Here is a 24,629-nt window from a genome sequence, read left to right on the forward strand (position 1 = left end):
TATCAGTGTTTCATTCAAATACAGGACAAGACACCGATGACCGCTCGAAAAGTACGGCATCTGCATACCGCCATTCGCGATGACATCGGCGATCTGATCACGCATCGCCCGTTGCCCGGGGCCTCGATCGATTATCTCGATCCCTATCTCTTTCTCAATCACCACGGCCCTCAGGTGTATGGGAAGAACAATACCGGCCTGCCGTTCGGGCCGCATCCGCACCGCGGATTTGAAACCGTGACGTTTATTCTTGACGGCTCGCTGGCTCATTCCGACAGTGGCGATCATGACAGCATCATCAACGCTGGTGGCGTCCAGTGGATGACGGCCGGTCGCGGTCTGGTGCACTCGGAAATCTCGCCCGAAGCCTTTCGCCGTGAAGGCGGGCGCATGGAGATCCTCCAGCTCTGGATCAATCTGCCGGCCGAGCTCAAGATGACCGAGCCGCGCTATACCGGCCTTCAGGCCGATGACCTGGTGCAGGTTGATCTTGATGAAGAGCGCGGGCACATGACGCTGATCGCTGGCGATTTCGAGCAGCAGGGCAGCACTTTCCGTGGCCCCATCGAAACGCCGACGACCAGTTTCATGTCGGTGATTACCATCAAGGAGGGGTCGCTGCTCCAGCTGCCGGTACCCGAGGATCACGAGATTTTCTGCTATGTGGTACGCGGTAACATCATGATCTCCGAGCAGGCCATTCGCCCCTGTCATCTGATCGAGTTCGAGCAGGAAGGTGACTACGTCGAGATTCGCGGCTCTGGCGATGCCACGCTGCTGTTTGGTCACTCGCCGCGACTCAAGGAGCCCATGGTGTCTCATGGCCCGTTCGTGATGAATACGCGTGAAGAGATCGAGCAGGCGGTCAGTGACTATCAGAACGGCAAATTCGGTGGGCTATCCGCCGGGTAAGACGTGTGCTCTGCGTTCCATAAAAAACGCCCGCAGCGATTGCTGCGGGCGTTTTTTATGGCTCAGGGTCGCGAGGGTCGAGTCATCTACCAGGCCCAGTTCATCAGCGGCGTTGGCGTGCGCTGGCGCTCAAGCTCGCGCCAGCCCCGTGCGCAGCGCACGATGATCCAGACCGTGATCAGCGGGAACAGCAAAACGCCGACCCCCAGAAACGACAGCATCGTGGCCAGAGCCATATAGAACAGCCCGATCCAGAAGGTACGTATCAAAAAGGTGTAGTGGGCGGCCAGCCAGCCTGACGAGCGACCGCGGTAGATATAGGCAATGACCAGTCCGGCCAGCGCTGTGATACCGGTCAGAATGCTGACCAGATAGAGCACGTAGCCGATGCGCACCATCATCGGGTCGTCATCGGCGGCGGGTTGATCATGCAGTATTGGGTCCCTGTCGGTCATGAAACGCTCCTCAGGATATTGAGATGGCGTCATCATAACCGACCGGGAAAGGGCTGTCCGTGCGGCTTCAGCTCAGCACGCCAGCGGCGAGGGCGTCACGCCTTCAGGGATCGGGCAGAGGTAGGGCGTGCGTTCGCTTGCGTCGCGCAGTTCCTGGCGTGCCCGGTTCACACACTCGGGGTCTTCCAGCAGCCGAACGGCCGTGCTGCCCAGAATGGCGGCAGCCTTGAGCATGCCCTTGTGCCCCAGCGCGCTGCGCCCCTGTGCCACCACCTGCCAGGTGTGCAGGGCGGTGCCGATGGCAAAGCAGCTGACATAGCACTGTGCCGTTGGCACGACGCGGCTGACATCGCCCACATCGGTAGAGCCCTTCATGATCTCCCGGTCATCGCCCGGTGCCAGTACCGCATCCGCCAGCACCTGGCCCTCAAAAGCCTCAATGCGGTCCTGGGTGTCGGGGCCGGTCATCCGACGCATGCCGTCAAGGTCGGCATGTCGGCCGGTGGGCGTGATGGTGTCGGCGATGGTACGGGCATAGCGCTGATCACTCTCGTCAAAGGCAGGGGCACCCAGCGTCTGGATCTGTTCAAACATCAGGGCTTCCAGTGTGCGATTGGGCAGATAGCTGGAGCAGGCCTTGTCAAACGTTACCTCGACACTGGTGCCGGTCATCAGCGCCGCGCCGCGGGCCACATCCTGCAGGCGGGAGTAGATCTCTTCGGTCTCCGGCATGGCAGGGGCGCGTACCAGATAGAGCACCTCGGCGCTGTCCTGAACCACATTGGGTGAACTCCCGCCGCTGTCGGTAATGGCGTAGTGAAGACGAGCCTGCTCGGGGACATGCTCACGCAGATAGTTGGCACCGATGTTCATCAGCTCGACCGCGTCCAGCGCACTGCGCCCCAGATGCGGAGAGTTGGCGGCGTGCGCGGCCGTGCCGTGAAAGCGAAAATAGGCCTGAATGTTGGCAAGCGTCGGGGTGGAGAAAAGGCCGGTGAAGGTCATCGGGTGCCAGGTGAGCGCTGCATCCACGTCGTCGAACAGCCCCTCGCGGACCATAAAGGTCTTGCCCGAGCCGCCTTCCTCGCCGGGGCAGCCGTAAAAGCGCAGGGTGCCGGCGCCTTCGAGCCTGCCGCGCGCGCGTAGATCGTCCCGTGCGGCCACGGCCGCGGCCAGCGCCGCCGTGCCCAGCAGGTTGTGGCCACAGCCATGACCGTTGCCGCCGGGCTCGAGCGGCTCATGAGTGCTGGCACCACCGCGCTGGCTGAGGCCGGTCAGCGCATCGAACTCGCCCAGCAGGGCAATCACCGGCGCACCGCTGCCAATGCTGGCCACGAACGCCGTCTCCATCCCGGCCACACCGCGCTCGACATGAAAGCCTTCGGCCTCGAGCGCATCAGCCAGCAGGCGGCTTGAAACGTGTTCCTCAAAGCGGGTTTCGGGATGGTCCCAGATGGCATCGGCCAGTGCGATGAACTGATCGCGACGTGCCTCGACCCGCGCACTGAGGCGCGTCGCCGGGGTCTCTTTACGTGGGGCTTCAGCGGTCATGGCGCGCTCCCGGTAACGCCATGTCGAAGGCGAGATGGGCCAGGGTGCGCACCGCCAGCGGCAGCACGTCCTCGTTGAAGTCAAAGCACTGATGGTGGTGGCCGGCGGCCAGCTCGGTGCCGAAAATCATGTAGGTGGCCAGTCCGCCGCGGGACTGTACCTGCTTCATCATGCAGGTGGCATCCTCGGAGCCAGAGGGCTCGCTGATGCGCGGCGTGACCACATCAACGCCCGGCAGTCCCTGAATGCGGGCCTGAATGTAATCGACCAGCTCGGGGCTTGAGGTGCAGGTATCGGCCTCACCGGCAAGGCTGTACTCGACGCTGACGCCATGCATCTTCGCCGCACCTTCGATGATATCGATCGCGCGGCGGCGCATTTCCTCGTTGATGACCGTGTTTTCACCGCGGGTTTCAATCTTCATGGTCGCCGTGGCCGGCACGACATTGCGCCCGCTGCCGGCGTTGAGCACGCCCACGTTGATGCGCGAGGCACCGGCGCTGTGACGGGGAATGGCATGCAGCCCGACGGCGGCCTGGGCGGCGGCCAGCAGGGCATTGCGGCCCGCTTCGGGACGTCCGCCGGCATGGGCGGGCACACCGGTATAGCGCACGTCGAGCTTGGTGGTGGCCAGATAGCCATCCTGGGCACACACGATTTCACCGCAGGGGATGTCCAGCCCGATATGGGTGGCAATAAAGACATCAACATCGTCGAGCACGCCGGCGGCGACCATGGAGCGGGCCCCGCGCACGCCTTCCTCGGCCGGCTGAAAGATCAGCTTGATGCGCCCGGAAAGGCCCGCCTCAAGGGTCTTGAACAGCCGCGCCAGACCCAGTCCGATGGTGGTGTGACCATCATGGCCGCAGGCATGCATCATGCCGGCGTTTTTCGAGGCAAAGCCCTGCTGGGCCGGGCGATGCGTCTGTTCGAGGGACTCCTCGAGATCCAGCGCGTCCATATCGATGCGATAGCCGATGGTCGGCCCGGGGCGTCCGGTGTCGAGCACCCCCACCACCCCGGTAAAGCCCCCCGAGAGCTGCGGCAGCCATCGCTCGATGGCGCCCTGGGCGCGGGCCCGTGCCTCTTCACGCTTGAGGGTATCGGCGTCCGGCACGCCCATGCGTGAGGTGTCATCAATGACGTCGCGCCCCAGCGTGACCTGGTAGCCCAGCCGGTCGAGCTCCTCGGCGACCATGGAGGCGGTGCGAAACTCGACCCAGCCCGACTCGGCGTGCTGATGGAAGTCGCGCCGCCAGGCCGTGAGCTGCGGCTTCAAGGCGTCAAGATGGGTATTGAGCTGTGGCATCAGTGATTCAGACATGTGGAATTTTCCTGTCGTTAATAATCAAGGCGCGTCGAGGGCCGCCGTAGTGTTACGCCGGCAGCAGCGGACTATGGGGCCATCGGACTATGGGGCCTCGGACTATGGCATCAGCGCATGGATACCGGGTCCGAAGGGCAGATCGAGCAGGTAAAAGCCCACCAGCATCACGATCCAGAGCCCCAGAAAGGCCAGCGTGTAGGGCAGCATTAATGAGATCAGCGTGCCCAGCCCCGCCTCACGGTCGTATTTTCGGATGAAGGTCAGCACCACCACCATGTAGGGATTGAGCGGCGAGATGATGTTGGTCGAGGAGTCCGCAACGCGATAGGCCATCTGGATAAAGGCCGGGTGGTAGCCCAGCTGCATGAACAGTGGCACGAAAATGGGAGCTTCCAGCGCCCACTTGGCCGAGCCCGAGAAGATCAAAAGATTCATGAAGCCGGTGAACAGGATGTAGCAGATAATGACCGGCAGACCGGTGAAGTTGATCGAGGTCAGAAGCTCTGCGCCGTTGACCGCCAGCCAGCTGCCAATATGGGTCCAGCCAAACCAGGCAATGAACTGCGAGGCGGCAAAGATCAGCACGATATAGCCACCCAGATCCCGCATGGCGTCGGCCATGCGCTCCGACACATCCCGTGAGGTTTTGATTTTGCCGGTGGTCACGCCGTAGGCGACGCTGATGACGATGAAAAAGAGCAAAATGATCGGGATGATGCCCGACAGAAACGGCGAAGGAATCAGACCGCCATCGTCATTTTTCAGCGGCGAGTCGGGCCAGAAGACCAGCGTGGCCAGTCCGCCCAGATATAACAGTGCTGCAATACCGGCATTGCGAAGACCCCGTCCGGCGTTGGCCGGTTCATCGCTTTCGACTTTTTCGACATCGCCCTGGTAGGTGCCCAGGCGCGGCTCGGTAATCCGCTCGCTGATCTGGGCGGCCACCACGGTTAGCACCACGACCGACAGGCAGTTGAAATACCAGTTGTCGACCGGGGTCACCACCATGGTGGGGTCAACCAGCCGCGCTGCTTCCGTTGAAATGCCGGAGAGCAGGGCATCGGTGCCCACGATCAGAAGGTTGGCCGTGAATCCGGCGCCGGCGCTGGCAAATCCGAGTGCCAGCCCTGCGACCGGGTGGCGCCCGAGGCCGTGATAGACCATCGCGGCCAAAGGCGGCAGCAGAATCAATGAAGCGTCAGAAGCCACGTTCATCATGATGCCGGTAAAGGCGACCGTATAGGTGACCAGCTGGCGGGGCGCGGACATGACCGTGCGGCGAATGAGCACATCCAGCAGCCCGATCTTTTCGGCAAGCCCAATGCCCAGCATCATCGACAGCACCAGCCCGAGCGGGGCAAAGCCTGTGAAGTTGGTCAGCATCGACTCCAGGATGAAACGCACGCCGTCGCTCGAGATCAGACTCTGAATCGGCTGGGTCTCGCCGGTGGCCGGCAACACCACACTGGCATCAAGGGCTGCAAAGATCACGGAGGCGATCAAAACGATCATGGCCAGCGCGACAAACAGCATAAAGGGGTCAGGCAGGCGATTGCCCAGGCGTTCGATGGCGTTGAGCCAGCGTGTCGAGCGGCGCTGTTCACGTGCCGGTTGTTGCGTGGTAGCAACCATGGCGGGGACTCCCGAGTAACGTATTATTGTGTGCCGTTTGATACCGGCGATTGTTATCGGCGACCTGACACCAGTACGCAAAGGTGGATCGACAGGGTCGAAAGCGTTGGTGCGGGCAGGTCATGACACTTTAGGGGAAAGCGGTACCGGCTCAACAGATACCGCTGCGTTCTGCCCGATACCCGGGCGTTATCACGGCCAGGTTCATCACGGCAGGGGGCATCATGGCAGCGCGCATCAGGACAGGGTTCATCACGACAGGGCCTGGACCGGGAATCAATGACGCCGGGTCCCGGGCGCCAGCCGTCCACCAATAACAAGAGAGCAGAAGATGGATCCAGGCAAGGCAGAGCCGCGACTGCATCACATTCGGGCTTTTGTGGCTGCGGCCACCCATGGCAGCATTCGCTCGGCCGCGCGTGAGCTGGGCATGTCACAGCCGGCCATGACCCGCGCCATTCGCGAGCTGGAGACCCTTATGGGTGCCGCCCTGCTGGTGCGTGGCGCCAGTGGGGTAACGATGACCGACAGCGGGCGGGCATTCGAGCGCCACGCCCGGATGATTGTCAGCGAGTTGGCGCGGGCGCGTGACAGTGTGGATCAGGTCAGCGGTCGCGCTCATGGCCATGTGGCCATTGGTGTATCGGCCACCGTGGCCCGCACCATCTTGCCGGCCGCCGTGGCGCGCTTTCAAAAGGAATACCCGCAGGTCAGCATGCATCTTCAGGAAGGGCAGCTATCGGCGCTGGTCGAGCGGCTGCGCTCTGGCGCGCTTGATTTCACCATCAGTACGGTCGATACGGGGACCCTCGATCACGATCTGCGGATCCAGCATCTGTTCGACAAGCCCTTTGTGGTCGTCATGCGCCATGATCATCCGCTGGCTGAGACGACCGACCCCGATATGCTGCGTCAGGCCCGCTGGGTGCTGCCCACGCCGCGAAGCGGCTATTACGCCGGTCTTTATCGCTGGCTGGATGAAAAGCACATCATCAATGCGCAGTCACACCTTGAGTGTGACGCCTTTACCACGTCACTCAATCTGATCGCACAAAGTGACATGGTGGGGGTCTTTGCTCAGGGGATGGTGGCCCATCATGGCATGGCGGGTCTGATCGAGTTGAGCCTTGAAACACCGCTGCCGCCGGCGCGCTTTTATCTGGTGCGCCACAATGAGCGCCCCCTGACGCCGGCCGCCGAGCGGCTGGCGCAGCTGTGTGAATACGAAAGCCGCACCGGATGAATGGGCCTTGCCCCCGGACTCGGCTAGAATCAGCCCTTTTGGTGCATTCAGGAGACCATGCCATGCCCTCTTTCGATATCGTGTCCGAATTCGACAAGCACGAAGCGACCAACGCCGTTGATCAGGCCAACCGGGAAGTGCAGACGCGCTTTGACTTTCGCGGCGTGGATGCCAGCTTCACCCTGGAAGGGGAGAAGGTAGCGCTGGAAGCCGATGCCGATTTCCAGCTCAAGCAGATGCTTGATGTCCTGCGTGCCAAACTGATTGCCCGCGGCATCGATGCGCGCTGCATGGATGAGCAGGAGCCTGTGCTGTCCGGCGTCAAGGCGCGTCAGGAGGTCCTGCTCAAGCAGGGCCTGGAACAGCCCGACTGCAAGGCGATCGTCAAGCAGCTCAAGGAAGCCAAGCTCAAGGTACAAAGCGCCATTCAGGGCGACAAGGTGCGGGTCACCGGCAAAAAGCGCGACGACCTGCAGCAGGCCATCGCGCTGTTGAAAAGCGAGGAAGGGCCGGATCTGCCGCTGCAGTTTGATAACTTCCGCGACTGATCCGCAGACTGGCGGCGGCCTGTGGCTTAAAGCTTTCGGCCGCTGCGCCCCTGCTTGTAAAAGCGCCGCTCGCGCCAGCCGGGTACGTTTTCACGCTGGCCCGGCGTGCGCCGGTAGCGCTTGTATTCCCACTGATACTGCATGGCATCCAGCGCAATGGCGGCCTCGACACTGGCGTTGACGCCTCTGGCCGACAAGGCCTCGTCTTCCCGGGCATAAACCCGCTCGTCGGCCTTGAGAAAATGGATGTCAAAGCCGCATCGATCCTCGCGCCGTCTGGCCACCCCCGTGACGACCCGGGCATCGGTACGTGAGACCAGCCGCGGCAGCAGGGTGGCGGTGTAGGCCGGATAGCCAAAAAACTCGGCAAACTCACCACTGCCCCAGTCCGGCACCTGGTCGGGTAGAATGCCGATCGCTTCGCTGCGCTTGAGCGCCTTCAAAAGCGCGGCCACACCGCGTGAGGTTGTGGGCACGAGTTGTGCCCCCATCCGCTCGCGACCGTGTCGAATGACCGGGTCCAGCGCACTGATCTTGGGCGGCTCGTACATGGCCGTGAACGGAAAGTGGCTGGAGAGCCAGAAGTTGAGAATCTCCCAGTTACCAAAGTGGGGCGCCAGCACGATCACGCCGCGCCCTTCGGCGCGCGCATCATCAAGCAGTTCGCGCCCATGCACCTCGACAATCGACTTCTCCACCGCCTCGGGGTCCCCCTGCCAGGCAAATCCCAGCTCCATCATGGTGGCGATTGAATGTCGCAGGCTGTCATGGATCTGCTGTCGGCGCGCCTTTTCGCTGACCTGCGGAAAGGCCTGACGCAGATTCATGCGCGTAATGCGCCGTTCCCTGACGCCAACCAGGCTGTAAACGGGTTCAAATCGTGACGCCAGGCGCCACAATGTGCGCGGCGGGCGCTTTGAGAGCACTTGCCAGAGACGCATGATAAGGCGCGCCTGCCAGTTGTCTTTCATCGTCATTGCTACGCTTTGGTGGTGTCGAAATCGACAGGGAGTATAACCAGTTGACTGCCCGGCTTCATGGTCGGATGGGGCGACGGTTCTGACCGACCCGCATCACCCTGCGTCGACAATCCTGGAAAATCCCCTCCAGGCAGGCCAGCCTGTACCCACGGCGGCATGTCATGCCGACCCGGTATTTAAAGACTTATCAATGTTTGCTGTCCTGTGAGGAAGCCATGGCTCGTCCACTGCTGACCCTGATCCTGCCGCCGCTGCTGGGGCTTTTCATTCTGGCCCTCGGCAACGGGTTTCTCTCGACGCTGGTGACGCTGCGGCTCGACAACGCCGGGGCCTCGGTAGAGACCATCGGTTGGGTCTCATCGGCCTACTATGTGGGGCTGGCGCTGGGGGCGGTACTCAATGACCGGTTGCTGCTGCGCATTGGCCATATTCGGGCCTATGCCTGTTTTGCCTCGCTGGTGGCGGCCGCGGCACTGGCTCAGGCGCTGTGGCTGGATGCCGGCTGGTGGTTTGCCATGCGTCTGGTGGGCGGCTGGGCCACGGTCGGGGTGTATCTGGTCATCGAGAGCTGGCTGTTAACCAGCAGCGATTCGGCCCGACGCGGCCAGATTCTGGCTTTCTACATGATTTCGCTTTACGCCGCGCTGGCGCTCGGACAGCTATTGCTGGGGCTTTTCGAGGCGCCCTTTGATGCCACGCCCTATGTCTTGATCGGCATACTGGCGACGCTTTCGGTACTGCCGCTTTGCATTATTCCCCGTGTCTCACCCCTGATGGAGCATGCCGTGCCGCTGCCGCCCTGGCGGCTGGTGCGGGTGACACCGACCGGCGTCATGGGCGTGTTTGGCTCGGGGCTGATCGTGGCGGCCCTTTATTCGCTGTTGCCGCTGTATCTGCAGCAGATTGGGCTGTCGGTCGAGCGACTGGGACAGTTCATGGCCGTGGTCATTGTCGGCGGCATGGCATTGCAATATCCCATGGGGCGCTGGTCGGATCGCCACGACCGACAGATCGTGCTGATCATTCTGGGCATGACGCTGATTGCCCTGTCGCTGGCGCTGCCACTGGCGGCGGCGATCAGCGAACTGGCGCTGGGCGTGGTGCTCTTTTTGTTCGGCGGGATGACGTTTTCCCTGTACCCGGTCGCCATGAGCCATGCGGCTGATCGGGCACCGCCGCAGGCACTGGTCGGCATGAGTCAGGGACTGTTGCTGATCAATGCGGTGGGCTGCACCCTCAGCGCGCCCATTCTCACCGGAATCATGGGGCAGACGGGCGGGAATGGCCTTTTCTACGGCTTTGCCATTATCTCGGCCTTCATGGCGCTTTTTTTCATGTGGCGTCGCAGCGTGCGTCCGGCACCGCAGCCGGTGGCCCCCTTTGCAGCCCACCCGGTACAGACCGTGGTGGGTGCCGAGCTTGATGTGACCGAGGAGATGGTGGTCGGTGCCGAAAATCAGGCGGAAAAGGATGAGGCCGAGGAAGCCGCGCATCAGGACAATGCACGCCATGACCGCGCCCCCCGATCTGATGACGCAATGCGCCCATCAGAGTAGGTGAGGCTCTGGCCAGATATCGAAGGTGAGGCCCTGGTCAGATCTCGAAGGTGCGGTTTTTATCAGGTCTCGAAGGGGCGATGCCGATCATGAAAACGCCAGGTGTTGCGGCCCTCACGCTTGGCACGGTACATCGCCAGATCGGCCAGCTGCACCAGCGTTGTGACCTCAGTGGCGTCACTGCCCAGCACGGCAATACCGATGCTGACGCCCAGGCTTACCTGCTGGCCACTTTCCAGCACCAGAGGGACATTAATGCTGTCGATCAGCCGCTGCGCCATGCCATCCAGATCGTCCCCGGGGGTTCGGTGATCGAGCAACAGCACAAACTCGTCACCGCCCAGGCGTGCCGGATAATCATGCTGGCGCGATATGTCCCGCATCAGCTCGGCAATCTGTTTGAGCACTTGATCACCGGCATGGTGGCCGTGGAGATCATTGACCTGTTTGAAATGGTCGAAATCGAGCACCATCAGCGCATGTCGAGAGTCGGGATGAAGGCGATAATGGCGCTGGATCAGCTCAAGGCGGCGTTCAAATCCCAGTCGATTACCAATTCCGGTCAGCGGGTCGGTTACGGCAAGCCTCTCGGCCGCCTCGGCGGCGTGGCGGCGTTCGGTAATGTCGTGTGCCACGCCCTGTAGCCGTCCCGCTTCCAGACGACTGACCATGACGTTGACCCAGCGCTGCTGGTCGCCTTCGCCCACGGCCATCTCCCATTGGCGCGTGCCGTCTCGTCGTGCCCGACGAGTGGTGAGCTCCTGCATGGTGGGGCCGCCGTCATGGATCAGTGTCGTCAGGGCAATCGGTGGCGCCTCCCTGTCAAACGGTTTCCCTCCCAGAAACAGACGGCAAAAAGCCGGATTGGCCGACAGCAGGTGCCCCTGGTCATCGAGTTCAAAGATGCCGGCCTCGACGTTATCAAACAGGGTCCGGTAGCGCCGCTGTTCGATGTCACGGGCCAGACGCTGTCGGCGCTCCTCACTCAGGCTGCTGACCAGCCGGTCGATCATGGCATTGACGCTGAGCACCAGCTTGCCGATCTCATCTTTGCCGTGCCCACCGGGCGCTGGCAGTTTTTGGCCGGTTTCCGCTTCAAGAGCATGGAGTTTTTGTGAGATATCGCTAATGGGGCGGGTGACAAAGTAAAACACCACCAGGATGACACTCAGCCCGATGCCCAAAAGCTGCAACATCAAAGCGACAGACAAAAACCGCGTGGCATCATTGACCATGCTGTCGATCCAGTCCTGATCCGGTATCAATGTCAGGCTGCAGACTTGCTGCTCGGGTTCGAAAGGAGAGGTGATGGTCCGGGTAATCGGGGTGCCGCTGCTATGTTCGTTGGCGTTGGCATGGTCGGCCAGCGCGCTGCCATCTCGGCGCACGAGCCGCACTTCCCGCACGATGCGATTGCTCAAAAGGCCCTGAGTAACCTCGTCGGCCAGCTGACTGTCTTCCAGAAAGCAGGCGATCTGCGCGGTACGCTCGACCGTGGAGATCAGGTCTTCAAGACGCATCTGCTGAATGTCCTTTTCGGATGCGGCGCGCAAGTGCACGGACACCACCAGAAAGATAATACCCAGCACGCCGACGATGGCCAGAATGCTGGCGGCCGCCCGCAGGGCCAGACGACTGCGAAAAAGGCCCGAAAGCTGGGTCATGGCGACTCACTGAGCGTCAGCAAAACACGCAGGTGAGGGGGCAGGAGATCAGCATCCACATAGCCAAGCGCATTGTTGTTGTGCGTCACGATATCAATGAGATCTTCTCGTGTGTCGGTCTGCTGCGGCGGTGAGGCGCGGCCTGAAAAGACCAGTCTTGCCCAGTAGGAGTTGATCTCGGCCATGTCCTTTTGCACCAGTGCCCTGTAAAAGCGCGCCTTGAGCGGCGCTTGGTCGATCGGCAGGGCGGCACTGTTGTCCGGCAGCCGACGATAGCGGCCCATGAAGATATTGACCGCCTCGCTGTGGCTGAGCTGACGTACGGGGCTTGCCTCGTTGATGACGATGGCAATGTCGGCCCGGGCCGTAGAGGTGGTGACCAAAAGGGCCATCGTGGTGGCGCGCGCAAGGCGTGTGAAACGGGTCATGGACATCTCCTTAAAAGATGACATCCAGCCCGAGGCTGACAAGGTTTGATTGATCGTCCTTCCAGGTGCCATCGGTGCCACGCCACAGCAGTCCGGGGGAGCGGGTATGGATACGGTCAAACTGGGCCTTGAGGGCCAGGTTGGTGGCCACATCGTAGCGAAGCCCCAATGACCAGGTATTCTGATTGACGTTGCCACTGAAGGGGTCACTTTCGTTGTCATGTGTTCTAACGCCGGAAAGCAATACATACGGCGTTAGCGCTTCCATGCGCCAGGCGGCAGAGAGAAATCCGGTGTCCAGCCAGGTTTCGTCATCGGCGAGAATGTCGCGATTCCAGACCGCCTGCAGCTGCAGGGGGCCGGCACTCCAGGCTGCGCCCAGCGAGTAGACCTGCAGATCGTCAAAGCCAATCAGATCGTTCAGGTAGCGATTGGCATCGACATTCAAAAAGTCGCCGACCAGATCGGCATCGCCACCGCTGAAGCTGACGTCTGATTGAATTCGGGTATAGCCGGCGCGAAACCGCCAGGAGTCGGTTTCAAAATTGAGATGGCCGCCAAAGACGCTATGGGTATCGAAATCCACCTGCAGGGCATCTGTCATGAAAAACCGGCTGTTAGAGGTGCCGGCAAAAAATCGTGCCCAGACCAGGTTGTCACCGACCGGTCGGGTGAAGGTGACATCCGCGCCGTCAATCGAGGTCAGCTGCAGTACGCCAAAGTGATCCACCGGCGGGCGAATCCAGGGGTAGGCGTAGCCGATATAGCGTGACTCCGAGAGCAGGTCGACATCCCAGCCCATCCGGCCGACACGCATCTGAATATCCGGGGTCGGGGCGTAACGCACAAAGGCCAGCATCAGCTCGGGGCTGAAATCGCCAGAGCTGTGATACTGGCTCATGCCCTGCACCACGACGTCGAGCTCGCGGGTCAAAAGCAGGCTGGCCTGCAGGCCCAGCCGCGTATCGGTTCGCCCACTCCAGCCCTGTTCGGCGCCCTTGGGCTGGCCGATATCACGCACAAAGTCAGCTTCTCCCTGATCGCTGTGAATAAGCCCAATCGTGCCAAAACCGCTGAGCGTCACCCGGTCATTCAAAAGGTGGGTCTGCGCCTTCACACCGGCACTGCCCATCAGCAAAAGCGTTGTCAGCAAAAACGCGGGAAACTTCATCAGGCTCGGGTCTCGCCATGTCGAAAATGGGGACGTCGACAAAAGCAGCACTGGGCAGGCTCAGGGACAGGCAGCTTATGTCGGCCGTAATGGCATTGACTTTAATGGCGAAGGGAGAAAGGTCATGCGCTGAAAAGCGCACGATAACAAGGGCATTCTGACGCCTGCCCCTGTTACCCGGGTTTGACGGCGTTAGTGAGCGGGGTCGACCACGCCATTGACCGAGGCGTTGCGTCGAAACCAGCCGGCAATGCTGGCGCGCGGCAGCCGGGTTGGCAGGACTTCGTGAGGCACGGTGTCTGATAAAAAACAGGCCAGGGTGCCGGCCTCGGGGAGCACGCGTGCCCTCTCGCGAATGGGGGCGTGGGGATCAAACCCGTCCGGGCCCTGCTGCTGACTTTCAAACAGCACCATCTCGCCGCCGCCGTCGACGGGCCAGTCGCGATTGAGATAGGTCACCGTGGAGATCACCCGATTGGCACGACCCTGAAAGCTGTCCACATGACGCTTGTAAAAGGCGCCCGGCGGGTAACGGGCAAAATGGGCCTCAAACTCGAAAAGACCGATGAACAGCGCCCGGTTGATCTGCTCGCGCAGCTCATCGAGGCGCTGGAGATAGACCCGCTGGGCGGGGCTTTCCCGGTTCAGCCAGCGGATCGCGTCGCCGCGAATGCTGGTGGCCAGCTGATGCTCCTTGAGTCGACCGATGCCCGCGCTTGTCAGGGCGTCATGGGCTTCAAGGCGTTCCAGATCCAGCAGCAGGGCATCGATCAGCGCCGGTGAGAAAAAGTCGCGCTGATGGCTGAACCCCTGCTGGATCAGATCCTCGATGAGGGCATCAATGCGCCCAGGATCAAGGGGCGAGGCCGCGAGCAGGGTGGCCACTTCCTGGTCGAAATCATCGGTAACGGTGCTCATGACGGGCGCCTGCGTAAAGGACGAGGGGGGAGGTGGCGAAGGGTCGAGGTTTCAGGGTAGCGATCCAGCCCGATATCCACATGAAAGGCCACATTTAAAAGCTCAACGACCATCATCGCCGACAGCCCCCAGAGCGTGTGCTCCAGGATCGTGTAGCTGGGCACATACCAGCAGGTCTCGTCATCGTGGATGACATCGGTGTGCTGACGCGGGTCGGTCATCAGGCGTGCCAGCTCGACTTCGAAAATGGTGTCGATCTCGTCGGGGTTGGGCGTAAAGCGCACCTCGGGCTCAATCAGTCCTACAAAGGGGGTGACGATCATGCCATTGGCCGAAAAGCGCTCGGACAGTCGACCCAGCAGGCGAACCTTTCCGGCGGGCAGGCCGATCTCCTCGAAGCTTTCACGCAGGGCGCAGGCTTCAAGGCTTTTATCTTCCTCATCCAGCTTGCCACCGGGAAAGGCGACCTGGCCGGCATGCGAGCTCAAACGCGCATTGCGACGTGTCAGCAACAGGGTGGGGGTCTCATGATTGATGATCGGCATCAGCACGGCCGCCCGTGGATAATGGCCGTCAAGCCGGGTCGGACGGTAGCCCTTGAGACGTTGTTGTGCCGTTTGCAGCATAAGAGACACTTTCCAGCAGAAGGACCCGAGCGTCATGGCGAAATCGCCAATCGACACATGAGATGATCAAACGTAGTGTAAAGCGTTCGGTCACGCGCCGTAAGCAACGAGGAAGACATGAATTTTTGCAGCCATTGCGGCGCGCCGGTGCGCTTTGCCATCCCGTCAGACGATGATCGTCCACGCTATCTATGTGATAACTGCGGCACCATCCACTATCAGAATCCACGGATCGTGGCCGGCAGTCTACCCATTGTTGATGACCGGGTATTGCTGTGCCGGCGTGCCATCGCCCCGCGGGAAGGGTTCTGGACCCTGCCGGCCGGGTTCATGGAAAACGGTGAGACCACGCCCGAGGCCGCCATTCGTGAAACCCGGGAAGAGGCCTGTGCCGAGATCGAGCTGGGCGGGCTCTATACCATGGTCGACCTGCCCCACATCAATCAGGTCTACATGATCTATCTGGCCCGGCTGCGTGATGATCTGGAGCCGGCCTTTTCGGCGGGGCCTGAAAGCCTGGAGGTGCGTCTTTTCCGGGAAGAGGATATCCCCTGGTCGGAGCTTGCCTTCTCGACCATCACGAAAACCCTTGAATGCTATTTCAGGGATCGGGCACGCCTTGAGCGCGATGCGCTCGACGTTGCCAACCTGACGCATTATGCCCTGCATGCCGATGTGATTCGCCGCTGGTAACGCGGCAGTGGGGCGGGCCATGTTGGCCTGCCCCGGCACTGCAGGGTTTTCCATCCTGCTTTGACAAGGTGTCTGCTGGACGATTCACCGCCGGATAATGGCATAATTGTGCCTTTCTCCAGGGCCGGTTTGGCCAACAACGATATAGATCACGATGCTCAAATGGATTTCAATCGCGCTGGTCGTCGCACTGGCCGCGCTGCAGTATCAGCTCTGGCTGGGAGATGGCGGCCTCATGGAGCACAGCCGGGTCAAGGCGCGCGCCGATGAGTTGCACGAGAGCAATCAGTTGCTGACCGACCGCAACGACCGTCTTGCCGCCGAGGTGGTGGATTTGAAAAACGGCCTTGATGCGATCGAGGAGCGTGGGCGTAACGACCTGGGCATGATTCGCAACGACGAACAGTTTTTCTGGGTGCCCAGCGAAAAGGCCAGCCACAACCCAACACCCGTGGCGCCGCCGGGGGCCGACCAGAGCGCCGATGAAGCCCGTGACCAGTTTGCCGGGCGGGAGCAATGAGTGCGCCCCAGTGGCTGATCGTGCCGGCAGCCGGGCGCGGGACACGCATGCGTGCGGCCTGTCCCAAGCAGTATCTGCTGCTTGATGATGCGGCCGTTCTGGCGTGTACGCTGGCGCGGCTGCACGACGCCTTCCCCGAGGCCACCCTGCTGTTGTGCCTGGACGGCGAGGATCAGTGGTTTCATGAATCCATGGTGCCCTTTGCGCGCTGGCAGCGTTTGGAGGGCGGCGACGAGCGTGTGGATTCGGTTCGTGCCGGTATCGACTGGCTTGCCGATCATGCCCATGTTGATGACTGGGTGCTGGTTCATGATGTGGCGCGTCCGTGTGTCACCGTGGCCGATCTACACCATTTGATGGCGGCCATTGCCCATGATTCGGTGGGCGGCCTGCTGGCGGCGCCGGTCACCGACACCCTCAAGCGTCAGGACAGTGATCAGCGCATTGAGGCGACCGTGCCGCGTCAGGGGCTCTGGCGCGCCCTGACCCCGCAGGGCTTTCGCTACGGCGTTCTGCGTGATGCCTTCAGGGCCGCGCTTGAAGCCCGTTTCTTGATGACCGATGAAGCCTCGGGCGTCGAACGGCTCGGCCATGCGCCTTTGCTGGTCACCGGGCGCAGCGACAATCTGAAAATTACCCATCCTGAAGACCTGGCGCTGGCCGCGCAGATCCTGTCTGCCCAGCGCACCAGCGTTCATTTATCCCTGTCCGACAAGGAGCCCGGCCATGAGCCTGTCTGATCCTTCCCTGCTCGCCCGGCTGCGTATCGGTCATGGCTTTGATGTTCATCGCTTTGGCGAGGGGAATCATTTAATGCTGGGCGGCGTGCGCGTGGCCTTTGATCACGGTTTCGTGGCCCACTCCGATGGCGATGTGGTGCTGCATGCGTTAAGCGATGCGCTGCTGGGGGCCGCTGCTCTGGGCGATATCGGCCGGCACTTCCCCGATACCGATGAACAGTGGCGCGGTGCCGACAGCCGTGCGTTGCTGCGCCACGTGGTGTCGCTGGTCAATCAGCAGGGGTTTGGGCTGATCAACGTCGATATCACCATTCTGGCGCAGGCCCCCAAAATGGCACCGCACATTGATGCCATGCGCGAAGTGATCGCCGACGACATCGCGCTTGAGATGTCGTGTGTCAACGTCAAGGCCACCACCACCGAAAAGCTCGGCTTTACCGGTCGCGGAGAGGGCATTGCCGTGGAAGCCGTGGCGCTGTTGATGCGCCATGACGAGGCGTCATGACACAGGACATGAGCACGTCCCCGGTGTCACCGCTGCCCGACTGGGCCAGAAGTCTGGGGCAGGCGCCTCATTCAGGGCGATTTCGTGAATTTCCCGAAGCCTTTCAGGTCGAAGAGCAGATGTCCTTTACGCCCGAGGGCGAGGGCGAGCATCTGTGGCTGCACTGTGAAAAGCGCAATCTGTCGACGGCGCAGTTGATCCGCCACCTGTCGCATCAGCTGGAGGTGGCGACGAAAGATATCGGGGTCAGTGGCCTCAAGGATCATACCGCCCTGACGCGTCAGTGGGTGTCGGTGGCGCTGACCGGGCGGCCAACGCCCTCGGGGCTTGCCGAACAGGTCGAGATGGAGGGCCTGACGCTTCTGAGTTTTGGTCGCCATCCGCGCAAGCTGCGCCGCGGCGTGCATCGCGCCAATCGATTTGCCCTGTATGTGACGGGTGAGGCTGTCGCGGAAGGCTCGCTCGAGGCGCGCTGGCATGAACTGGCAGCGCACGGCGTGCCCAATTATTTCGGGCCCCAGCGCTTTGGTCATCAGGGCAGCAACCTCACCCGTGCCCGAGCGCTGATGGCGCGTGGCTGGAAGAAAAAGCAGGACCGCGACGGGTTTCTGCTGTCGAGTGCGCGCAGTTTTTTGTTCAATCAGGTGCTGAGTGCGCGCATTGAGCAGGGAAACTGGGCCAGCGGTCTGGAGGGTGATGTTTTCAACCTCGAGGGCAGCGCCAGTCAGTTTGCCGGTGAAGCACTCGATGATGCTCTGCGAACGCGCCTGACTGCGCTGGATATTCACCCCACCGGCCCGCTCTGGGGGCGTGGTGACAGCGGCGTCGGTGGTGAGGCGCTTGCGCTTGAGCGTGCCGTTGCCGAGCGCGAGTCCTCGCTTGCCGCGGGTATCGAGAAAACGGGGGCTGCTCCCATGCGGCGGCCGTTACGCCTTTGTCTCCAATCGCCCGAGCTTGAGTATGAGGGTGAAGGGCTCTGGCTTCGATTTTCGCTGGCACGCGGTGGGTTCGCCACGGCCGTGCTGCGTGAGCTTTTTCAGCACCCGGCCCTTTAAGATCAAGCGCGCGATGCCCCGAGCGGACAGACAGTCGTGTGCCCGGGTGGTCTTATTCATTTTCGAACCGACATGAACAGGAACGTCCAATGCGCAAACTGCTTTTATCCAATGATGACGGGGTTCATGCCCCGGGACTCAGGGCGCTGCATGATGCGCTGGTCAATCAGGCAAGGCTTCGAGTCATTGCCCCGGATCGCGACCGCAGCGGCGCCAGCAATTCGCTGACGCTGGCCTATCCGCTGTCGCTGACGCCGATGGACAGTGGCTTTTACAGCGTGGACGGTACGCCGGCGGACTGCGTCTATCTGGGGGTCAGCGATATCTTTGATGAAACAGTGGATATGGTGATCTCCGGCATCAATCATGGTGCCAATCTGGGCGATGACGTGCTCTACTCCGGCACCGTGGCAGCGGCCATGGAAGGGCGGTCGCTGGGGCTTTCAGCGATTGCCATGTCACTGGCCGGCCATCAGCATTTCGACACGGCCGGTCGGGTGGCCGCGACCCTGGTCGGCGCCGTCGAGCAGCTGGCGCTGCCGCCCCGCAGTCTTTTGAACGTCAACGTCCCCGATGTGCCCTGGGAAGAACTCAAGGGATTTCGGGTGACCCGGCAGGGCCAGCGTGGCCAGGGCAGTCAGCCCATACGGCTGCAGGATCCGCGGGGGCGCACCCGCTACTGGATCGCCGCTTCGGGAGACAGTGCCGACATGGGCGAAGACACCGATTTTGCCGCCATCGAGGCCGGCTACGTTTCCATTACACCCCTTCAGACGGATTTGACTCGTCACGCCTCGATTGCCGATGTCAGCGGCTGGCTCGAGGCGTTGACCCGCCATCGTCAGCAGGATGAAGGCTTGAGCTGAACTGACAGAACCGAGCGGATAAAGCGTGTCTGAGCACCTCGGGGCAGACAGTTGCCAGGGGCGATGAGATACTCGCGCCCCTCGCATCAACAGGCGCGTTGCAGGCACTGTTTGCAGGTTGCCGCGGCGCGCGCTTTTGCAGGTTTTCCCGAGTCGGTCTTTGTGCCGCCCATTTATCTGGAGTAGAACAAGTGAAAAGGCATGTGACGCTTTTTCTGAAAGGCATGGGCATGGGAGCGGCGGATTCCGTGCCTGGTGTTTCCGGCGGTACCATCGCGTTTGTGACCGGCATCTATCAGGAATTGATCGAGACCATTCGTCGCTTTGGTCCGAGCGCGATCGGTGCATGGCGTGAACACGGCCTGAAGGGTCTGATCGTTCATCTCAATCTTGGCTTTTTGATACCGCTGCTGGCCGGCGTGGCGGCCAGCGTTTTGAGCCTTGCCCATCTGGTGAGCTATCTGCTGGACCACCAGGCCATGCTGCTCAATGCCTTCTTTTTCGGGCTGGTGGTCGCCTCGGCGATCGTGGTGGCGCGTCGGCTGGACCGCTGGCGACTCGTCTTTTTGTTGCCTCTGGCCCTCGGGGCGCTGCTGGCGCATTTTCTGCCGGCCATCCTGCCCAGCGGTGGTGGGGCGCTGATGCTGTTTGTGGCAGGCGCCATTGCGATCAGTGCGATGCTGCTGCCCGGTGTGTCCGGCAGCTTTTTGTTGTTGACCATGGGCATGTATCACACCGTGATTGACGCCATCAAGACGTTCGATCTTGTCGTCATGGCGCAGTTTGCGATGGGCTGTCTGCTGGGGCTTTTCACCTTTTCGCGCGTGCTGTCATGGCTTTTCAAGCATCACTATTCCACCACGCTCTATCTGCTGATCGGCTTTATTCTGGGATCGCTTCCGGTACTCTGGCCCTGGCGTTCGCTGGAAAGTTATACGATGTCTCCGGATGGCGAAGTGGTGCCTCTGAAATACAGACTGCTGTCACCGGAAGCCTATACGGCCGTCACCGGTGAACCGGCACACCTGTGGATCGCACTGGCGCTGGCGCTGGTCGGATTTATCGTGGTGGTGGCCGTGGGAGAACGTTCCGGGGGTGACTCGTCACGGGTCTCCACGGACAGTCAATCAATGTCAAAGGAGTAGAGCAAAGACATGGTTCGATTTCATCTGCGCATGCGACAGGTCACTCTGGGCAGCAGTGTTGTTCTGATGGCGGTGCTGGGCGGCTGCGCTCAGGTCAGCAACGCGCCGGCCGTCGAAGAGGCCTCGTTCAATCAAAATGCGATGGCCAACGGCATTTATCACGTCCAGCGTGGCGATACGATCTACTCGATTGGCTGGAAAACCGGCATCGATTTCCGTCGTCTGGCCTCGCTGAACAACCTTGCGCCCCCTTACGCCATCGAGCCCGGCCAGGCGCTGCGGCTTAATGAAGGCGTCAACGCACCGGCGTTGTCCTCGGCGTCTTCAGCCTCCTCGTCGGGCACCAGCGGTACGCATGCCACGGCGCTCAGCGGTGCTCAGGGCACTGACAGCAGTGGCGGCGATGACAGCTGGCTGTCCCCGGATGAGGACTCCATCAATCGCAGTCACAGCACCGGTGCCAATGCCGGCTCGCAAACGACGCTTTCCCAGGGCGCCGTCGGCGCGGCGGCCGGTGTGGGTGCCGCCGCTGGCAGTGCAGCTGCCGGTAGTGCAGGCGGCAGCGGCTCTGGAAGCAGCCAGACCGGTACGCAGGGTTCGGCTCCGACACATGACAGCAGCGCTTCATCCGGCAGCAGCACTGCCGGCAAGGAAGACACCGGCGGCACTGCAGTGGCGGGTAAAACCACCAGTGAAGACCGCTCTGATCGCACCTATACCCCCACCAGCAATATCCAGTGGCAATGGCCGACACAGGGCAAGGTGGTGGGTGATTTTGGCGCCAAGACAAATCTCACGGCCGGGATTGATATTGCTGGTCAAAAGGGGCAACCTGTCAAGGCAGCCGGCCCCGGTATTGTCGTCTACGCCGGTAATGGCGTTCGCGGCTATGGCAATCTCATCATCCTCAAGCACAACGATCACTTCCTCAGCGCCTACGCGCATAATGACGCCTTGAACGTCAAGGAAAACGATGTCGTGCGTCAGGGGGAAACGATTGCCACCATGGGGTCCACGGACGCAGACAGCGTCAAGCTGCATTTTGAAATACGCCAGGATGGCCAACCGAAGGATCCGCAGCAGTATCTGCCGGATCGCTGAGGCACCAGGGAGACCGCTCATCCCTATCGAGATGAGCGGTGTTATGAGACCCGAAGGGTTGTCGACATGGTCGATGACACGGGAATCTCAAACGAAAAGGGGAAGTCGATATGAGCGTGGTTGAACAGGGATTGCACGACGACGTTGAAGTGGAAGAGAGCGAAAACGAGTTGACGCTCGATGATAGCAATGACAAGGAAGTGGATAACGCAGACGCGTTCGAAAAAGCCCTGAACCGGGAAGAACGCCAGCAGCATCAAAGTCTTGATGCCACCCAGATTTATCTCAACGAGATTGGATTTTCTCCGCTTCTGACACCGGAAGAGGAAGTCTACTACGGCCGTCTGGCGCGCAAGGGTGACCCTGCCGGACGCCAGCGCATGATCGAATCCAACCTGCGCCTGGTCGTCAAGATCGCGCGGCGCTATCTCAATCGTGGTCTGACCCTGCTGGATCTGATCGAGGAAGGTAATCTCGGGCTGATTCGTGCAGTGGAAAAATTCGACCCCGAGCGCGGCTTTCGCTTTTCGACCTATGCCACCTGGTGGATTCGTCAGACCATTGAACGGGCGCTGATGAATCAGACCCGCACCATTCGTCTGCCCATTCACGTGGTCAAGGAACTCAATGTCTACCTGCGTGCCTCGCGCGAGCTGACCCAGAAGCTTGACCATGAGCCCACGGCAGATGATATCGCCACCCATCTGGACCGTCCGGTAGAGTCGGTCAAGCGGATGATGGGGCTTAACGAGCGGGTGTCTTCGGTCGACTACCCGGTCGGCAGTGAAAACGACAAGCCGTTGCTGGACACGCTGGCCGATGAAAACGAGTCCGGCCCGGAGTCCGACCTGGTCGATTTTGACGTCAAGGCGCATGTCGATGAGTGGCTGGGCGAGCTGACCGAAAAGCAAATGGAAGTGGTGGTACGCCGCTTCGGGCTGCGCGGGCATGAAGCCGCCACGCTTGAAGAGGTGGGCGAAGAGATCGGCCTGACGCGCGAGCGTGTTCGCCAGATCCAGGTCGAGGCGCTCAAAAAGCTGCGTCGCATGCTTGAAAAGCAGGGCCTGTCTCTGGACTCCATCTTTGAGTAAGCCGCTTATGGCCTGACATCGTCAGGCAAGCCATCAACTGCTTCGGGCAGATGATCAAAAACGGCGCCAATCTGGCGCTGTTTTTTTGATTGGCCTTTCTGCCCGGGCCAATCAACGGGCGTTGACCGCCTTTAAACATTCAGGGATGTATGTAAAATCCTGCAATGTGCTAAGCTCGCACCCCATAAGGTAGCTGCACTGTGCTCATGACAGTGTGCTCAAGAATGCGACAAGGTTGCCCGCCGGTCACAAGATACTGACCAGAGACGGCCATAACCGTTTTAGACAGGGAATCATTCGATGCGTAAGTTCAGAGTACTGCCACTGGTGCTTGCCGTCTCGCTCGCGGGCCAGGCTCAGGCTGCTGACCTGATGTCCATCGCGCGCGATGCACTGGTCAACAACGCCGATCTCGCCGCCTCAAGATCAGGCTATAACAGTGTGCAGGCCGGTGAAGACATCGAGCGCGGCGACCTGCTGCCTCAGGTCAGTGCTACCGGCAGCGTCACGCGCTACAACATCACTTCTTCCCAGCGCAGCAACCTTGCCGGCGCTGGCGCAGGTGGGGGCGCTGGCGGTATCAACGCTGGCGGTGGCAGTGACAATCACTACACCGGCAGTACGGTGCAGGTACAGGCCACTCAGGCCCTGTTTGATGCTACCAACTGGTATCAGCTGGAAGCGTCCAAACGCCAGACCGCCCAGGAAGCCCTGAACCTGCGCGTCGATCGCCAGCAGCTTCTGTATAACGTCGCTCAGGCCTATTTCGAGGTGCTGCGTGCCAAGGAGCAGCTCGACACCCTGCGCGCCGAAGAGCAGGCCGTCTCGCGCCAGCTCGAGCAGGTGCGCCAGCAGTTTGATGTTGGCATTGTGGCCGCCACCGATGTGTATGAGGCTCAGGCGTCCTATGACCTGACCCGCTCGCAGCGCATCTCCCAGGAAAGCACCCTGCAGGTCAATTTCGAAGCGCTCGAGCAGCTGACCGGCAAGCAGTATTCCAGCATCGATGGACTGGCCGATGACATGCCCATCGAGCGTCCGACACCGGCCAGCCAGCAGGCATGGGTCGAGATGGCCTCCAGCCAGAACCTGGATCTGCTGGCCGCGCGGGCCGCCGTCAAGGTGGCGCGAGCCAATCTTGATACCTCGCGTGCCGGCCACCTGCCGACCCTGTCCGCCTTTGCCAACTATCAGTATGGTGACAGCGATCAGGACAACCTGCGCGGGAACAACGAACAGAACCAGATCGGGCTGGAAGCCACCATCCCGATCTACACCGGGGGTTCGACCAGCGCCCAGGTCCGCCAGAGCACCTTCTCTCTGGAACAGACCCAGTATCAGCAGGAGTCGCAGCTGCGCACCGCGGTTCAGCAGGTACGCTCCTACTATGCCCAGACGCTCAACAATGTCCTGAGCGTGCAGGCTCAAAAGCGCTCCATCGAGTCCAATCGCAGCGCGCTGGAAGCCACGCGCAATGGCTATGAAGTCGGCACGCGTAATATTGTCGATGTCCTGCAGGCCCAGCAGAATCTCTTTACCGCGATCTCCAACTACGCCGATGCCCGTTATGATTATGTGCTCAACCTGTTGAGTCTTCGTCAGGAGGCCGGCATTCTGGATGTCGATACGCTGGATGTTCTCAACGGCTGGCTACGCGCCGACAAGGCCGTCCTGCTGAACTTTGAGTCGCAGGGAACCACGGGGCTTGGCATCGGTGACGATCAGCCCGACCCCGGCATGAATGGCCCCAGTCCGCTGGAAGGCAGCCAGGGAGGTGCCGGCCAGCGTCGCCTGCCGCCGCCCAACCGTACCGCCCTGCCGGATGACAATGATCTCAACGGTCTGGGGCGTGGCGGACTGGGACGCGGTATGCCCGGCGATACCGGCTACTGATACCCATCC

Annotated in this window: 24 protein-coding genes; 14 read left to right on the plus strand and 10 right to left on the minus strand. The window is 61.2% G+C overall.

Going from position 1 to position 24,629, the window contains the following annotated elements; all coding sequences use genetic code 11:
* Positions 1-36 precede the first annotated feature (36 nt).
* Entirely contained in the window at positions 37-912 is an 876-nt protein-coding gene (locus ACUN8C_RS04055) for a pirin family protein (protein ID WP_445621021.1), read from the plus strand.
* Positions 913-998: 86 nt separating this feature from the next.
* On the opposite strand, the gene ACUN8C_RS04060 is transcribed toward ACUN8C_RS04055, so the two are convergent.
* From ACUN8C_RS04060 to ACUN8C_RS04075, 4 genes are all read right to left on the minus strand, one after another.
* On the minus strand, positions 999-1,367 hold the full coding sequence (locus ACUN8C_RS04060; protein WP_445621022.1) for a DUF4870 family protein: 369 nt from the start codon (positions 1,365-1,367) through the stop codon (positions 999-1,001).
* A gap of 72 nt (positions 1,368-1,439) precedes the next feature.
* Positions 1,440-2,918 carry an amidohydrolase gene (locus ACUN8C_RS04065; protein ID WP_445621023.1) on the minus strand — a complete coding sequence of 493 codons (1,479 nt, stop codon included), beginning with the start codon at positions 2,916-2,918 and terminating at the stop codon, positions 1,440-1,442.
* Positions 2,908-4,242 (minus strand): amidohydrolase, encoded by a 1,335-nt coding sequence (locus ACUN8C_RS04070; RefSeq protein WP_445621024.1) that lies wholly within the window; start codon positions 4,240-4,242, stop codon positions 2,908-2,910. The genes ACUN8C_RS04065 and ACUN8C_RS04070 overlap by 11 nt, the downstream gene beginning before the upstream one ends.
* 102 nt (positions 4,243-4,344) lie before the next feature.
* Positions 4,345-5,877 carry an AbgT family transporter gene (locus ACUN8C_RS04075; protein WP_445621025.1) on the minus strand — a complete coding sequence of 511 codons (1,533 nt, stop codon included), beginning with the start codon at positions 5,875-5,877 and terminating at the stop codon, positions 4,345-4,347.
* 331 nt (positions 5,878-6,208) lie between these two features.
* Between ACUN8C_RS04075 and ACUN8C_RS04080 the strand changes: the two genes are divergently transcribed.
* Positions 6,209-7,120, plus strand: a complete 912-nt coding sequence (locus ACUN8C_RS04080; protein WP_445621026.1) for a LysR substrate-binding domain-containing protein — start codon at positions 6,209-6,211, stop codon at positions 7,118-7,120.
* Between the two features lie 62 nt (positions 7,121-7,182).
* Positions 7,183-7,668 (plus strand): YajQ family cyclic di-GMP-binding protein, encoded by a 486-nt coding sequence (locus ACUN8C_RS04085; protein ID WP_445621027.1) that lies wholly within the window; start codon positions 7,183-7,185, stop codon positions 7,666-7,668.
* A 26-nt stretch (positions 7,669-7,694) separates the two neighbouring features.
* Here the strand turns inward: ACUN8C_RS04085 and ACUN8C_RS04090 are convergent, their stop codons facing one another.
* Positions 7,695-8,645: a lysophospholipid acyltransferase family protein gene (locus tag ACUN8C_RS04090; RefSeq protein ID WP_445621028.1), complete on the minus strand. Its 951-nt coding sequence runs from the start codon at positions 8,643-8,645 to the stop codon at positions 7,695-7,697.
* 218 nt (positions 8,646-8,863) lie between these two features.
* Between ACUN8C_RS04090 and ACUN8C_RS04095 the strand changes: the two genes are divergently transcribed.
* Complete coding sequence (locus ACUN8C_RS04095) at positions 8,864-10,204, plus strand: MFS transporter (protein ID WP_445621029.1); 1,341 nt, start codon at positions 8,864-8,866, stop codon at positions 10,202-10,204.
* A 62-nt stretch (positions 10,205-10,266) separates the two neighbouring features.
* On the opposite strand, the gene ACUN8C_RS04100 is transcribed toward ACUN8C_RS04095, so the two are convergent.
* The 5 genes from ACUN8C_RS04100 to ACUN8C_RS04120 all read right to left on the minus strand — a co-directional run bounded on the left by ACUN8C_RS04100 (position 10,267) and on the right by ACUN8C_RS04120 (position 15,047).
* On the minus strand, positions 10,267-11,868 hold the full coding sequence (locus tag ACUN8C_RS04100) for a diguanylate cyclase domain-containing protein (RefSeq protein ID WP_445621030.1): 1,602 nt from the start codon (positions 11,866-11,868) through the stop codon (positions 10,267-10,269).
* Complete coding sequence (locus ACUN8C_RS04105) at positions 11,865-12,296, minus strand: hypothetical protein (protein WP_445621031.1); 432 nt, start codon at positions 12,294-12,296, stop codon at positions 11,865-11,867. The genes ACUN8C_RS04100 and ACUN8C_RS04105 overlap by 4 nt, the downstream gene beginning before the upstream one ends.
* Positions 12,297-12,306: 10 nt before the next feature.
* The gene (locus ACUN8C_RS04110) at positions 12,307-13,467 is read right to left on the minus strand and encodes a porin (protein ID WP_445621032.1); all 1,161 of its coding nucleotides are present in this window, start codon (positions 13,465-13,467) and stop codon (positions 12,307-12,309) included.
* Between the two features lie 192 nt (positions 13,468-13,659).
* Positions 13,660-14,385, minus strand: coding sequence for a 2OG-Fe(II) oxygenase (locus ACUN8C_RS04115; protein WP_445621033.1), 726 nt, complete (start codon positions 14,383-14,385; stop codon positions 13,660-13,662).
* Positions 14,382-15,047 (minus strand): CoA pyrophosphatase, encoded by a 666-nt coding sequence (locus tag ACUN8C_RS04120; RefSeq protein ID WP_445621034.1) that lies wholly within the window; start codon positions 15,045-15,047, stop codon positions 14,382-14,384. The genes ACUN8C_RS04115 and ACUN8C_RS04120 overlap by 4 nt, the downstream gene beginning before the upstream one ends.
* Positions 15,048-15,128: 81 nt before the next feature.
* On the opposite strand from ACUN8C_RS04120, the gene ACUN8C_RS04125 reads away from it, so the two are divergent.
* The 10 genes from ACUN8C_RS04125 to ACUN8C_RS04170 all read left to right on the plus strand — a co-directional run bounded on the left by ACUN8C_RS04125 (position 15,129) and on the right by ACUN8C_RS04170 (position 24,620).
* Positions 15,129-15,704 (plus strand): NUDIX hydrolase, encoded by a 576-nt coding sequence (locus ACUN8C_RS04125; RefSeq protein WP_445621035.1) that lies wholly within the window; start codon positions 15,129-15,131, stop codon positions 15,702-15,704.
* A 154-nt stretch (positions 15,705-15,858) separates the two neighbouring features.
* On the plus strand, positions 15,859-16,224 hold the full coding sequence (ftsB, locus tag ACUN8C_RS04130) for a cell division protein FtsB (RefSeq protein ID WP_108843153.1): 366 nt from the start codon (positions 15,859-15,861) through the stop codon (positions 16,222-16,224).
* The gene (ispD, locus tag ACUN8C_RS04135) at positions 16,221-16,964 is read left to right on the plus strand and encodes a 2-C-methyl-D-erythritol 4-phosphate cytidylyltransferase (protein ID WP_445621036.1); all 744 of its coding nucleotides are present in this window, start codon (positions 16,221-16,223) and stop codon (positions 16,962-16,964) included. The genes ftsB and ispD overlap by 4 nt, the downstream gene beginning before the upstream one ends.
* Before the next feature lie 19 nt (positions 16,965-16,983).
* Complete coding sequence (gene ispF / locus ACUN8C_RS04140; protein WP_445621825.1) at positions 16,984-17,469, plus strand: 2-C-methyl-D-erythritol 2,4-cyclodiphosphate synthase; 486 nt, start codon at positions 16,984-16,986, stop codon at positions 17,467-17,469.
* Between the two features lie 8 nt (positions 17,470-17,477).
* Positions 17,478-18,524 (plus strand): tRNA pseudouridine(13) synthase TruD, encoded by a 1,047-nt coding sequence (truD, locus tag ACUN8C_RS04145; protein WP_445621037.1) that lies wholly within the window; start codon positions 17,478-17,480, stop codon positions 18,522-18,524.
* Positions 18,525-18,613: 89 nt separating this feature from the next.
* The gene (gene surE, locus ACUN8C_RS04150; RefSeq protein WP_445621038.1) at positions 18,614-19,390 is read left to right on the plus strand and encodes a 5'/3'-nucleotidase SurE; all 777 of its coding nucleotides are present in this window, start codon (positions 18,614-18,616) and stop codon (positions 19,388-19,390) included.
* A gap of 191 nt (positions 19,391-19,581) precedes the next feature.
* Positions 19,582-20,535: a DUF368 domain-containing protein gene (locus ACUN8C_RS04155; protein WP_445621039.1), complete on the plus strand. Its 954-nt coding sequence runs from the start codon at positions 19,582-19,584 to the stop codon at positions 20,533-20,535.
* A gap of 9 nt (positions 20,536-20,544) precedes the next feature.
* On the plus strand, positions 20,545-21,636 hold the full coding sequence (locus ACUN8C_RS04160) for a peptidoglycan DD-metalloendopeptidase family protein (protein WP_445621040.1): 1,092 nt from the start codon (positions 20,545-20,547) through the stop codon (positions 21,634-21,636).
* A gap of 110 nt (positions 21,637-21,746) precedes the next feature.
* A complete protein-coding gene (rpoS, locus tag ACUN8C_RS04165; RefSeq protein ID WP_445621041.1) occupies positions 21,747-22,727 on the plus strand; it encodes an RNA polymerase sigma factor RpoS in 981 nt (326 codons plus the stop codon).
* Between the two features lie 300 nt (positions 22,728-23,027).
* Positions 23,028-24,620 carry a TolC family outer membrane protein gene (locus tag ACUN8C_RS04170; protein WP_445621042.1) on the plus strand — a complete coding sequence of 531 codons (1,593 nt, stop codon included), beginning with the start codon at positions 23,028-23,030 and terminating at the stop codon, positions 24,618-24,620.
* Positions 24,621-24,629: the final 9 nt, after the last annotated feature.

The sequence above is a fragment of the Kushneria sp. Sum13 genome, assembly GCF_052692355.1.